Annotated in this window: 9 protein-coding genes and 3 pseudogenes; 9 read left to right on the plus strand and 3 right to left on the minus strand. The window is 39.2% G+C overall.

Annotation, left to right across the window (positions count from 1 at the left end; translation table 11 throughout):
- Position 1: 1 nt before the first annotated feature.
- The gene (locus ACLKL2_RS09410) at positions 2-1,045 is read right to left on the minus strand and encodes a hypothetical protein (RefSeq protein WP_413694192.1); all 1,044 of its coding nucleotides are present in this window, start codon (positions 1,043-1,045) and stop codon (positions 2-4) included.
- A 326-nt stretch (positions 1,046-1,371) separates the two neighbouring features.
- Here ACLKL2_RS09410 and acs point away from each other — a divergent pair.
- The 3 genes and pseudogenes from acs to ACLKL2_RS09425 all read left to right on the plus strand — a co-directional run bounded on the left by acs (position 1,372) and on the right by ACLKL2_RS09425 (position 5,849).
- A pseudogene (gene acs, locus ACLKL2_RS09415) lies at positions 1,372-3,321 on the plus strand (acetate--CoA ligase).
- 105 nt (positions 3,322-3,426) lie between these two features.
- Entirely contained in the window at positions 3,427-3,867 is a 441-nt protein-coding gene (gene aroQ, locus ACLKL2_RS09420; protein WP_413694193.1) for a type II 3-dehydroquinate dehydratase, read from the plus strand.
- A gap of 521 nt (positions 3,868-4,388) precedes the next feature.
- On the plus strand, positions 4,389-5,849 hold the full coding sequence (locus ACLKL2_RS09425; RefSeq protein WP_413694194.1) for a hybrid sensor histidine kinase/response regulator: 1,461 nt from the start codon (positions 4,389-4,391) through the stop codon (positions 5,847-5,849).
- Positions 5,850-5,917: 68 nt separating this feature from the next.
- Here the strand turns inward: ACLKL2_RS09425 and ACLKL2_RS09430 are convergent, their stop codons facing one another.
- The gene (locus ACLKL2_RS09430; protein WP_413694195.1) at positions 5,918-6,550 is read right to left on the minus strand and encodes a response regulator transcription factor; all 633 of its coding nucleotides are present in this window, start codon (positions 6,548-6,550) and stop codon (positions 5,918-5,920) included.
- Between the two features lie 396 nt (positions 6,551-6,946).
- Here ACLKL2_RS09430 and prmA point away from each other — a divergent pair, with 396 nt between their 5' ends.
- The 6 genes and pseudogenes from prmA to ACLKL2_RS09460 form a co-directional block, all read left to right on the plus strand.
- Positions 6,947-7,831 carry a 50S ribosomal protein L11 methyltransferase gene (gene prmA, locus ACLKL2_RS09435; RefSeq protein WP_413694196.1) on the plus strand — a complete coding sequence of 295 codons (885 nt, stop codon included), beginning with the start codon at positions 6,947-6,949 and terminating at the stop codon, positions 7,829-7,831.
- A 126-nt stretch (positions 7,832-7,957) separates the two neighbouring features.
- Positions 7,958-8,919 (plus strand): annotated as a pseudogene (gene dusB, locus ACLKL2_RS09440) (tRNA dihydrouridine synthase DusB).
- An 18-nt stretch (positions 8,920-8,937) separates the two neighbouring features.
- Positions 8,938-9,237, plus strand: coding sequence for a DNA-binding transcriptional regulator Fis (fis, locus tag ACLKL2_RS09445; protein ID WP_113820037.1), 300 nt, complete (start codon positions 8,938-8,940; stop codon positions 9,235-9,237).
- A 193-nt stretch (positions 9,238-9,430) separates the two neighbouring features.
- Positions 9,431-10,009: a YjaG family protein gene (locus tag ACLKL2_RS09450; protein WP_413694197.1), complete on the plus strand. Its 579-nt coding sequence runs from the start codon at positions 9,431-9,433 to the stop codon at positions 10,007-10,009.
- A gap of 169 nt (positions 10,010-10,178) precedes the next feature.
- Entirely contained in the window at positions 10,179-10,454 is a 276-nt protein-coding gene (locus ACLKL2_RS09455) for an HU family DNA-binding protein (protein ID WP_113820039.1), read from the plus strand.
- Positions 10,455-10,679: 225 nt separating this feature from the next.
- Positions 10,680-11,423, plus strand: a pseudogene (locus tag ACLKL2_RS09460) (alpha/beta hydrolase family protein); the annotation flags it as partial.
- A gap of 115 nt (positions 11,424-11,538) precedes the next feature.
- On the opposite strand, the gene purD reads toward ACLKL2_RS09460, so the two are convergent.
- Positions 11,539-12,825: a phosphoribosylamine--glycine ligase gene (gene purD / locus ACLKL2_RS09465; RefSeq protein ID WP_413694198.1), complete on the minus strand. Its 1,287-nt coding sequence runs from the start codon at positions 12,823-12,825 to the stop codon at positions 11,539-11,541.
- Positions 12,826-13,030: the final 205 nt, after the last annotated feature.

The raw sequence follows: 13,030 nt of genomic DNA on the forward strand, positions 1-13,030 counted from the left end.
ATCACTGCACTTTGTGTATCTTGAGGGGTAACAAATGTCCCCCTTCCATAAACACCATTTTAGGTTGCTCTGTGCTACCAATGGTAAAGTGCTGATCTCCCGATAATGTGCTAGAAGCCACGTCTAACGGGTTAATATGACAATCGCCCTCAATATAAATAACGGAGATACTCTCTTCTACCTGAGCTAATTGATGTGAGCAATCCATTGCACTACCGTAACGCATATCAATATAAGCAACTTGTTCAGATTTAATAAAATGTGCCTTTGCATCTGCCCAGGTCACGGCAAAAGTTTTTTCGAATAAAGAGCGACTATCAGTTAAGTCAGTAATCGGCGTGACTTGATCAAAAATAGGATTATTAAAGGTTGCTGTGCTTCCCCACTGCCCTTTATTAATACTTTGTATTCGCGATGCACCTTGCGCATCTGTCAACTCGCCGTAAATGGCTTCCTGCTCGAGGCTTTTATGATCAGGACATAACGCCAGCGTTTGTTCGTTTAGACTGAGATCATGTTGGCTGATGACAATATTGTCGGCAATATTATCCGAGGAAAGACAGTCGATTAACGACACACCTTCACAACCGTCATTAATCGTATCTCCTGCATTAATATTTAAACGACCATTACTCTGCAGGGGTGCTGTTGGAATATCAAAATCCAGCTCATAATAGACTTCTAGAGAGATCAGCCTTAAGGCGGATTTATCGCTAGAGTAACCCGTAGATGAGATAGCTAATTGATTCGCCGTCAAACTAGTAACGCTAACTTGGTAAGCAGTATTAGCCTGCTCAGCAGTTGCGAAAGTGAAAGGTAGTTGTTTTAACATCTCATGGGCATGAGCTGCAGAGCTTAATTTATTCAGTACTAAGTTAATCCCAGACTCAGCGTTGATAAAGGCCTCACTATTAGCATAGTAATTACTCAGCACTTTATTATCCATTAATTGCAGATAAGCCATATTAGTGGTGTAAGCGATACTTGCGATGCTCAATATTATTACAATAGCGAGTACCGCAAAGCCGCGGTGTTTGTTATCCATAACATCTCTCCAGTGTTTTCAACCACACTAAAGAGATTCACGCTTCCCTCGTTCTTTACGCATTATCTTCTGCATGGTAACTAATAAGCGTAGCCATAAAAACGCAATATACGAACAGTAAAGTAAAAAATAATTGATATTAGGTTTACTTTTTTATTGATGCTGATCTCAAAACGACAGCTAACTCAATGACAATTAACATTTATTTAACAACATTGTCCTATCTCACAATAACGGTTTTATCTGTCATTTAGAATCAGGTTATAAATGTTTAAACAAGCACTAACCTTTTAAGTAATGAATATTACGACATAACGGAGCGAGCAATGAGCGAAAATAATATTTACCCAGTTTCATCTGAAGTAGCCAAGAAAAGCTTATTAACAAATGATCAGTACCTAGCTGATTATGCTGAATCGATTGAAAACCCAGAAAAATTTTGGTATGAAAAAGGGAAAATTTTAGACTGGATCACCCCATATACAAAAGTAAAAAACACTTCATACGCCCCTGGTCAAGTTGATATTAAATGGTTTGAAGACGGTGAATTAAATGTTTCAGTTAACTGTATCGACCGTCATTTAGCAACGCGAGCAGATCAAGTTGCGTTAATCTGGGAAGGCGATACACCCGATCAAGACGCTAACATCACTTTTCAAACGCTTTACACACAAGTCTGTCAATTTGCTAATGCATTAAAGTCATTAGGTGTTAAAAAAGGCGATGTTATTTGTTTATATATGCCAATGACACCGGAAGCGGCAGTAGCTATGTTAGCCTGTACGCGTATTGGTGCAGTCCATTCAATCGTCTTTGGTGGTTTTTCTCCTGATGCAATTGCCGGACGTATTATCGACAGTAATGCCAAATTAGTGATCACTGCTGATGAAGGACGTCGTGGTGGTAGAACCGTGCCATTAAAAGGCAACGTTGATGAAGCGTTAACCCGAGATGGCACAGACTGTGTCGAACATGTCATTGTGTTAAAAAATACCGGTGCAGATATTAATTGGCAAGCAGGTCGAGACATTGACTGGACAGAGATCACCGCAGATCAAGCTGGTGACTGCGAACCAGAAGTGATGAACGCTGAAGACCCGTTATTTATTCTGTATACCTCAGGCTCTACCGGTACACCAAAAGGTGTACTGCATACCACGGGTGGTTATCTAGTATATGCAGCAATGACCTTTAAGTATGTGTTTGACTATCAAGAGGGTGATATCTATTGGTGTACCGCGGATGTAGGTTGGATAACAGGACACAGTTATTTAGTGTATGGACCACTTGCCAATGGCGCAACAACACTGTTATTCGAAGGTGTGCCTAACTACCCAACCACAGCGCGTATGAGTGAAGTCGTCGACAAACATAATGTCACACTACTTTATACCGCGCCTACCGCGATTCGTGCGTTAATGGCAAAAGGTGATGATGCGATTGTTGGCACAACACGTAGCTCATTACGTATTCTCGGTTCAGTTGGTGAGCCTATTAACCCTGAAGCATGGCAATGGTATTACGACAAAATTGGTGATAAGCGTTGCCCTATTGTCGATACTTGGTGGCAAACTGAAACAGGGGGATCTTAATTACCCCATTACCAGGTGCAACCGACCTTAAACCTCGGCTCAGCAACGCGCCCTTTCTTTGGCGTTAAACCAGCTCTTGTAGATAACGAAGGTAATATTCTAGAGGGTGCAGTAGAAGGTAACCTAGTGATGTTAGACAGCTGGCCAGGGCAAATGCGTACCTTGTACGGTAACCATGAACGTTTTGAACAAACGTACTTTTCAACCTTCGATAATATGTATTTTACCGGTGATGGTGCACGCCGAGATGAAGATGGTTATTATTGGATCACAGGCCGTGTAGATGATGTATTAAATGTTTCAGGACATCGCATGGGAACAGCTGAAATAGAAAGTGCATTAGTATCGCACCCGAAAATTGCTGAAGCTGCCGTAGTGGGTGTTCCTCATGAAATCAAAGGCCAAGGCATTTATGCTTACGTAACCCTAAACTCAGGTGAATACTCTTCGCCAGAGTTATATGCAGAAGTGAAACAATGGGTGCGTAAAGAGATTGGCGCTATTGCCACACCAGATATTTTACATTGGGCAGAAGGACTACCTAAAACGCGTTCTGGTAAAATTATGCGTCGAATCTTACGTAAAATCGCCACTGGAGAGAGTGATCAACTAGGTGATACATCAACACTAGCGGATCCAAGTGTGGTCGATCAATTGATTAAAGAAAATCAAGAGATCCAATAAGCATTACGCTTACTGATAGCCAAGCATAATCTTTACCGCTAAACTCCTCGATAGCCTACCCGTTATCGAGGTGTTTTTTTATTGGGGCAAACAAAGGAGCAAGTAGTGAACGTATTAGTATTAAATGGACCAAATCTAAATTTATTAGGAACACGTGAGCCAGAGGTTTACGGCAGCCAAACACTGAATGATATTATTAATGCACTACATGAAGAGGCAAAACCATTAAATATTACGCTGTCGCATTTACAGAGTAATCGTGAATACGAGCTCATCGAAAAAATCCATGACAGTGCTGGTAAAATAGACTTTATTATCATTAACCCTGCTGCCTTTACTCATACTAGCGTAGCCATCAGAGATGCTTTATTAGGGGTAGCCATTCCTTTTGTAGAAGTACATTTATCTAATATCCATAAACGTGAAAAGTTTAGACATCACTCTTATTTTTCAGATATCGCATCTGCAGTGATTTGTGGAATGGGCGCACAAGGTTATTCATTTGCTTTGCAAAGCGCAGCTCAATTTTTCCTCACTCAAAAGTAATAAAGCACCTTAAATCAAAAAACTACCCGCTCGGGTAGTTACTTTCTGAATGAGGTTAAGGCATTGTATAGTTGTCTTAAGGAATTGAGGCATAGTAGTACACCCACTTTGATGCCGATTAAATGGATTTTTGATACACTTCGTAATAAAAAGACATATTACAGGCGAGCCTAACTTTGTTAGGCTTTTTTTGCCTTACGTTTATACTATATTTGTTGCGTTAACTCCCTTTACTACAGATTAACGATCCAATAATTGGCAATCTGAGCTAACCTCAGTATACAAACAAGTTTATTTCAGCAAATAGAGAGCGTGATGCACCAAGAAAACCCTAATCAAGACCAAACAAGATGGCAATCATTGCGTCACTTTAATATTGTTATACTACTTTCTTTTATTTTCTTTTTCCTAGTTGGTTCAGGGCAAAGCTACGGTGCTTTTGGTACTAACCCTACCTTTATCACCCCTTTTATATCCCTGTTACTATTTTATTTTTTGCTGTATTAACCCTGTTCGGCTTAGTGAATAAAAAAGATGCTTGGACACATTTTTTGCTGCCCATCACTTGCTTCTCAATTACTCTTTTTGTCTCCATTAACAGTCACTTCCAAGAGCAAACGTATCAAAACAACTTTCTATACTTAGTATTATTACTGCCTATTTTCTACTCATATTTATTTGCATACAGTAAACCACAGCTATTATTCAATAATATTTTTATCGTACTTTGTTATGTTTTCTCATCTATTCTTGGTGAAACTAGCACCTCGGTTTTTCTATTTAACAGTACCTTCTTAATTAGCTTATGCTACCTCACTATTTTTACGCCACACCGTAGTAACACTAGTGAGCAGGTGATTACAGAAGTAAAGCAAGAAAAGGCAAGCTTACTTAGCCAGAAAAGTGCGCGTTATTTAAAGCGTATTGTCCACGATATTAGACAACCTTTGAGTAGTTTATCACTATATGGGCACCTACTAGAGAGCAAACTCGCAGGCACCGCACAAGAGAAACTAGCAAAAAACATTAAATTAGCATCTGAAGAATTAGATAGGTGGATGGCTAGTTTATTAGATATCGCAAGGCTTGATAGTGAAACCATCACCCCAAAGATAAACGATTTTAGTTTAGCTTCTGCACTTTTGCCGTCGATAAAAAAATACCAACTGCAAGCCTCAACACAGGGTATTAAACTAACCAGTCGACTAACAGAGCTCAATGTAAAAAGTGATAAAAGATTATTGGTTGAGATAGTAGAAGTATTACTCAGCAATGCACTAATACATGGTAAACAGGGCCCAAATGCTAAAGTGTTAATCAGTGTTCGACATTATAAAAATAAAGCACTGTTGCAAGTGTGGAATCAAGGCCCAGAAATTGAACCATCCATTGTTGAGTGTTTATTTGATGAAGTAAAATTGGCAGAAAACCTCTTACACAATAAAACTAAAGGGGTGGGGTTAGGCTTGGCTGTAGCGCAACGTAAAGCACTATTGTGTGGCACTAAAATTAATGCCATTACTTATCGAAATGGTAGTCGTTTTGGTCTGCTTTTAGAAACCGCAGAGCATATACCAAAAGCAATTAATATCGGCACGCTAAGTAACCAGTCGATACGCTATAGAATCTTATTGATTGATGATGATCTAGGCATTTTAAATGCTTTAAGCATGTTATTAGAAAGCTGGAACTATATCGTTGATTGTGAAGAAACTGCAGAAGCGGGACTGCAAAAATTTTATGCTAATACATATGATCTAATTATTACTGACTATCGACTTCCAGACCATAAAACTGGGTTAGATATAATCAGAGAAGTTAAAAAGACCCATAATATTCCATCTATTTTATTAACCGGTGAAGCCGATCCAGGAAAATTAAAAGAGGTACAAAGTACAGGGGATTTAATTAATTATAAGGTACTTAATAAGCCAGTGAAACCAGCCTCTTTGAGGTTCTTATTAAGACAGTTATTAAAATAATCTGAGTAAATTTCATGTGATGCGCTGCTTATATCGTTATTGAGCAGCCATATTGATAAGCCTGAGTATTAAATTAAACCAAGTTTTAATGCTTTATCAACGGCTTGAATACGACTAGAAGAGCCAGAAACGTCTAAGGCAGTGTATAGCCCCTTTTGATGAAACTTAACCGTATCCTGAGAGATACATAGGATATCCGCTATTTCTCTGTTCTTTTTGCCTTCGTGAAGCAATTTTAAAATCTGAATTTGCCTATCAGAAAGATGATAGATCTCTTTATTGCGCTCGGCTAACTGCTCCATTTCAGCGATTTCACTTGCCACTTCATCGGGCACGAAAATATCACCAGCGAAAATACTCTGTAATGCACTCAGCATCGCCTCTGGAGAATAAGATTTAGGAATAAAACCTGCTGCGCCTTTTTGTAAGGCATGATAAACATCTTGATACTCTTCACATGCGGATAACACAACGACTGGTGATATCACCTCTTGTGCGGATAACGCTTCTATCAATGTTAGCCCACTCATATCGGGCATGTACAGATCCATTAGAATCAGATCTGGTTGGATTCTTTTTATTTCCGGCAGCGCTTGAATTGGGCTGTCGAAGGTCATCACCGTATTATTCTCATTTTCTAAGGTCAATTTTAGACCGTATAAAAACAATTGGTGATCATCAATAATCACTATTTTATTCATTGAAATACCTTTCCTATGTGAATCTCTCATTTCCAATGAAATCACTCGCCCTCGCTCAGGAATCAATTAGTATACTGGCTTTAAACACATTAAAGATTAAAAAGAGGTCAACAAAATACCATTTTCTATAAATTCGAGCTATAAAACACTATAAATTTCAATATCTAAAGACATTATTATACCTAAAACAACCCTAGACAAAGATACCTTAGAATAGGTAAATATGAAATTTTTTTGCCTTTAGCCAACTGAATTAAAAGATCTTTTTGATAAATAGCATTCTCTGTTGCGGGATTATTGTAAAGTATTCTAATCCGCTGTCAGTGCTATATTAATCCTCTAATTCCCTGTATTCTTGCCCCCTAACTATCTACCGTCATAAATAAAGAGAAAAACATGCCTTGGATTCAGCTTAAATTAAATGCAAGCAACAAAAATGCAGAAGCAATTGGTGAACTACTAATGGATAATGGAGCGCTGTCAGCAACTTTTACAGACTCTCAAGACACACCTATTTTTGAACCAATGCCTGGTGAAACTCGCTTATGGGGTGATACCGATGTAACAGGCTTATATGATGCTGAAACAGATATGTTACCTGTTGTTGCTTTATTAAAAGCCAGTGACTTATTAGATGATGATTTTGCATTTAAAATTGAGCAATTAGAAGATAAAGATTGGGTACGCGAGTGGATGGACAACTTCCACCCGATGCAATTTGGCCAACGTTTATGGATTTGTCCAAGTTGGAAACCAGTACCAGACGAAAACGCCGTAAACGTAATGCTAGACCCAGGCCTTGCTTTTGGTACTGGGACGCACCCAACCACTGCTTTATGTTTAGCTTGGTTAGATGCACAAGACCTACAGGGCAAAGTAGTGATCGATTTTGGTTGTGGATCAGGTATTTTAGCGATTGCCGCATTAAAACTAGGTGCTAAAAGAGTGATTGGTATTGATATCGACCCACAAGCGATTACCGCAAGTCGTGATAATGCACAACGTAACCAAGTATCAGACCAACTAGAGCTGTACTTACCAGAAGACGCACCACAGGGCATCACTGCTGATGTTGTAGTAGCAAATATTCTGGCAGGCCCACTGCGTGAGCTTTCAAGCAGCATCGAATGCTTAGTGAAGCCACAGGGTAAATTAGCGTTATCGGGCATTCTAGAGCAACAAGCTGAAGAATTACTGTCAGTTTATAGCCAATGGTTCACCATGGATGATGCAAAAATCAAAGAAGAATGGGCTCGATTATCGGGTATAAAACACGCTTAAATTACTGAGAACAAAGTGTTGCTCAATTTGCAAGCAAAATAATTTCAAAATGGTTAATAATTAACCTTTATTCTGGAAGAAAAAATGCGTAGACTACGCCGCCTTAACTTAGAGAACGCTTAGAATATGCGCATTGGAAAGTATCAATTAGACAATAATCTTATTTTAGCCCCGATGGCTGGCGTCACTGATCGCCCTTTCAGAGAGCTTTGCCGAAAGCAAGGTGCTGGATTAGCCGTATCGGAAATGTTGTCATCCAACCCTCGTGTTTGGAATAGCACTAAATCTAAGTTACGAATGGACTACCATGATGAATCAGGTATCCGCTCTGTACAAATCGCTGGCTCTGAACCGCTAGCGATGGCTAACGCTGCACAGTTAACTGTTCAGCAAGGTGCTCAGATCGTTGATATTAATATGGGTTGCCCAGCTAAAAAAGTGAATAAGAAAAAAGCAGGTTCCGCTTTGTTGCCACACCTGAATTAGTGAAAGCTATTTTAGAAAGTGTTGTTGATGCCGTGGATGTACCTGTAACTTTGAAGATTCGCACCGGTTGGGATCCAGAAAATAGAAATGGATTAGAGATTGCACAGATCGCTGAACAAGCAGGTATCCAAGCACTATCAGTGCATGGTCGTACACGCCAATGCCTTTTTAAAGGTGAAGCTGAATACGACACTATAAAAACGATTAAAGAAAGTATAACAATCCCTGTGATTGCAAATGGTGACATTACTTCTGTAGAAAAGGCCAAATACGTGCTGGACCATACCGGAGCTGATGCCATTATGATTGGACGAGGCGCACAAGGTGCACCTTGGATATTCAATGAAATTAACCACTATTTAAACACTGGGCAGCATGCTCAACGTTTAGCGCAAATGGACGTTACAGAAATACTTATAAATCATGTACAAGCTTTACATGCTTTTTATGGTGATGTGATGGGGCCTCGAATCGCTAGGAAGCACGTCGGGTGGTATTTAAAAGAGCAAGACAGGTTAGGTTATTTTAAGCGAAAATTTAATGCAATAGACAACGCCACCGAGCAGCTAACTGCATTAGAAACTTATTTAAATCAATTGTAATTAAAAGAGTTAACACCCATGTTTGAACAAAATATTTCTCAAGAAGCACTGACTACAACAACTAATATTCCTGCTACAGGGCAAATAACTCAACGTCCATTGCGTGACTCAGTACGTCAAGCTGTTTCAGGTTACGTGGCAAAATTGAACGGTCAAGATACGACTGAATTATATGAATTAGTATTGGCAGAAGTTGAAGCGCCAATGTTAGATATCATCATGCAATACACTCGTGGTAACCAAACACGTGCAGCAACTATGCTAGGTATTAACCGCGGTACTTTACGCAAAAAGCTTAAAAAATACGGCATGGGCTAAGCCTCACTTATTTTAATCCTAAAAAGCGACTTTCATAGTCGCTTTTTTTATACCTGCCTTTCCATCCGCTCATCTCTTCTATAGATAAAAACTCTAACGCAATTTAGATATTCATTAAAACCATCAAATATGTAAAGACAGAATGCTCATTTGCCTATAATCTTAAGTTATTTAAAGTTTCAATAGGACAACTATGTTATCGCTTTCCATTAATGACCGCCTGACTAACCTACAAGCTTGGCAACAAAGTGTATTTTGTATGGCTTTAGCAGAGCAAAATATCACTCACTTCATCATGTTTAGCCAAGCCATTGAAAGTGAAAATGCCACGATAGCAGAAAATATTTTGCAGTTATTTTGGGAAAAAATGACTGTAAAAGGTGCAAAAATCAACTTCACTATTCAAGAAGAAAATTTTAATGCGATCATCCCTGAAAGCATTGATTACGATTTTTATGGTGTTTACCTGGCGGTTGATTACTGTGTTATTGCGCAATGTATCTTCAACTCTTTTACCACTAAATCTAAAGAAGAAGCATTAAATGCAAGTCAAACCAGTTTTGCGACTATTGCTAGCTTTATTGAATTACAAACAGATCAAGAGATTGATGAAGCAGAGTTGCTACAAGAGCCGTTATTTATTGAGCAACTAACACTGCAAGAAACCTTACTGGACATGTTAGAAAATGAGCGCAGCCCTGAACTTATTAAATCAATAAGAGTCCATATCAAAGCGTTGGAAAGTACTAGCATTGGTATCTCAACGCTGTAGAATCGCGCTAAATCATTATAATTTTGTGATTTTTAACACATTAAGGTAAATAAATTGCTAGTTTCTTGGTTTTTAAAGTGATTATGCTTTACTTGCAAGGAATGAATGCAATACATTAAATAAGTGTTTAAATTCTTACGCATATTTTTATACTAACGGAAGTCAAATAATGAACAAAACTCAACTTGTAGCAGACATCGCAGAAAAAGCAGACCTAACTAAAGTACAAGCTAAAGCAGCTTTAGAACAAATTTTAGCTAGTGTAACTGACAGTCTAAAAGATGGCGAACCAGTTCAACTAATCGGCTTTGGTACATTCAAAGTAAATCACCGTGCAGCACGTACAGGTCGTAACCCACAAACTGGTGCAGACATTGAAATTAAAGCAGCTAACGTTCCTGCTTTTGTTGCTGGTAAGGCGCTTAAAGAATCTGTAAACAAATAATCATTATTTGTGTCAAACATACAATGACTCATTGTTAATGTTGAATTATACTAAACCCTCTTCTTAGAGGGTTTTTTGTATATCCCCCAGCGCTTTTTTCCTCTCCCATTTATTTGTTTCAAAAATGTTAAATAATGTCAATATTCATGTTAATTTTCCTAAAAATGTGATCTAATAGGCGTTTCTATTTACCAACACAATTTATTACTCACTAAGGAGTCCGGCATGCGCCAAAAGGTAGAATTTACTAATGGAAGTAACATGCTTAGCGGTGTTTTAGAAACACCAACATCTGACATTAAATTTTACGCGCTATTTGCTCACTGTTTTACCTGTAGCAAAGACGTTGCTGCAGCATCTCGAATTAGCAAGGCATTAACAGCAAAAGGGATTGCTGTTTTCCGTTTTGACTTTACCGGGTTAGGTAGCAGTGCTGGGGATTTCTCAAACACTAACTTTTCTTCTAATGTACGTGATCTCGTTGCGGCAGCGGATTTCTTACGTAAAGAGTACAATGCCCCTAAATTACTTATCGGTCATAGCTTAGGTGGAGCGGCTGTATTAGGCGTTGCCAATAAACTACCAGAAACCGTAGCGGTAGTAACTATTGGTGCGCCATCGGACGCTGCGCACGTTGCACATAACTTTTCTGACCATATTGATGAAATCAATACCAAAGGGGCTGCAAAAGTAAATTTAGCTGGACGTGACTTCACTATACAAAAACAGTTTTTAGATGATATTAACAGTTACGGTAATAGCCATATCAGCAAACTAAAACGTGCTTTATTAGTGATGCACTCGCCTATTGATAATACAGTGAGCATCAAAGAAGCGGAAAAAATCTACCAAGCAGCATTGCACCTAAAAGCTTTGTGAGCTTAGATAAAGCCGATCACTTGTTAACCAGAAAAGAAGATGCCGAATATGCTGCAGATGTGATTGCTGCACTGGGCAAATAGATACGTACTTTCACCGATTCGTATTGCTTCTTAATCGTTTCTTAATCAGTTTATACGATTCATAAAAAAGCCCCGTTATCTGGTTAGATAACGGGGCTTTTAATATCAGCGTTATTAAATGATTACTTCTCATTCTCACGTGCAATGGCACGGTAAGCGATGTCGTTACGATGGAACATACCATCCCAATTAATCTGTTTAGTTAGCTCATAAGCCTTCTGTTGCGCTTCTGTCACCGTATTACCTAGTGCTGTAGCACATAGTACACGTCCACCGCTTGTTACCACTTTCCCGTCTTTTTCTGCAGTACCTGCATGGAACACTTTCAAGCCTTCCGTTGCTGCTGGAATACCAGAGATAACATGACCTTTAGTGTAATCGGCCGGATAACCGCCTGCTGCCAATACCACACCAATAGCTGCACGTGTATCAAACTCAGCAACCATACCATCTAGTTCACCGTTCACACCGGCTAAACATAGCGTTACGATATCCGACTTCATACGTAGCATAATAGGTTGTGTTTCTGGGTCTCCAAAACGACAGTTGTATTCAATCACTTTAGGTGTGCCATCTGCCATGATCATCAGACCCGCATAAAGGAAACCAGTGTAAGTATTACCTTCTAATGCCATGCCTTTTACCGTCGGACGGATAACTAAATCCATAATACGATCATGCATCTCTTGGGTTACCACAGGAGCAGGAGAGTAAGCGCCCATCCCACCTGTATTTGGACCTGTATCACCGTCACCAACACGTTTGTGATCTTGACTGGTTGCCATTGGTACAATGTTTTCACCGTCTACCATAACAATAAACGACGCTTCTTCACCATCAAGAAACTCTTCGATCACCACACGGTGTCCAGCTTCACCAAAGGCATTACCCGCTAACATATCTTGAATCGCATCTTCCGCTTCTTGTAACGTCATCGCTACAATTACGCCTTTACCAGCAGCAAGACCATCGGCTTTAATAACAATAGGCGCGCCCTTTTCACGAACATAAGCCAAAGCAGGCTCAATTTCAGTAAAGTTTTCGTACCAAGCCGTTGGAATATCATGACGCGCTAAAAAGTCTTTAGTGAAGGCTTTAGAGCCTTCTAACTGTGCTGCGCCTTTAGTAGGGCCGAAACATGCTAATTTTGCTTCACGGAAAGCATCAACCACACCAATGACTAAAGGTGCTTCAGGGCCAACAATAGTTAGCTCGACATTATTTTCTTGAGCAAAAGCCACCAATGCATCGATATCTTCTACGCCAATATCAACGTTAGAGACTTTATCTTCCAGTGCGCTACCTGCATTACCAGGAGCAACAAACACATTTTTAACTTCAGGGTTTTGTGCCGCTTTCCATGCTAATGCATGCTCACGACCTCCATTACCAATAATCAGTACATTCATTCGTTTTCCTCACGTAAGACAGTCCGTCGCTATTTAATGCTATTTCAGCGTCAAAAGTACTCATTTAGCGCGCTAAACTCCGTGCTTTTTCCTGAACTAACACTAAATTGCTTAGTTCTGACTCACTGCAATTATTCAAAAGACTAAAAGTTAATTATGTTTTAAAAGATTTTAAAACATAAGAACAGTTAACTCATTAATTTGT

This window comes from Psychromonas sp. KJ10-2 (genome assembly GCF_047323255.1).
Lineage (GTDB): Bacteria > Pseudomonadota > Gammaproteobacteria > Enterobacterales > Psychromonadaceae > Psychromonas.

Bases quoted from the DNA above. Each gene is read 5' to 3' on its own strand.
- ACLKL2_RS09410 (WP_413694192.1), bottom strand. From the start codon at position 1,045: ATGGATAACAAACACCGCGGCTTTGCGGTACTCGCTATTGTAATAATA.
- ACLKL2_RS09430 (WP_413694195.1), bottom strand. From the start codon at position 6,550: ATGAATAAAATAGTGATTATTGATGATCACCAATTGTTTTTATACGGT.
- prmA (WP_413694196.1), top strand. From the start codon at position 6,947: ATGCCTTGGATTCAGCTTAAATTAAATGCAAGCAACAAAAATGCAGAA.
- fis (WP_113820037.1), top strand. From the start codon at position 8,938: ATGTTTGAACAAAATATTTCTCAAGAAGCACTGACTACAACAACTAAT.
- ACLKL2_RS09450 (WP_413694197.1), top strand. From the start codon at position 9,431: ATGTTATCGCTTTCCATTAATGACCGCCTGACTAACCTACAAGCTTGG.
- ACLKL2_RS09455 (WP_113820039.1), top strand. From the start codon at position 10,179: ATGAACAAAACTCAACTTGTAGCAGACATCGCAGAAAAAGCAGACCTA.
- purD (WP_413694198.1), bottom strand. From the start codon at position 12,825: ATGAATGTACTGATTATTGGTAATGGAGGTCGTGAGCATGCATTAGCA.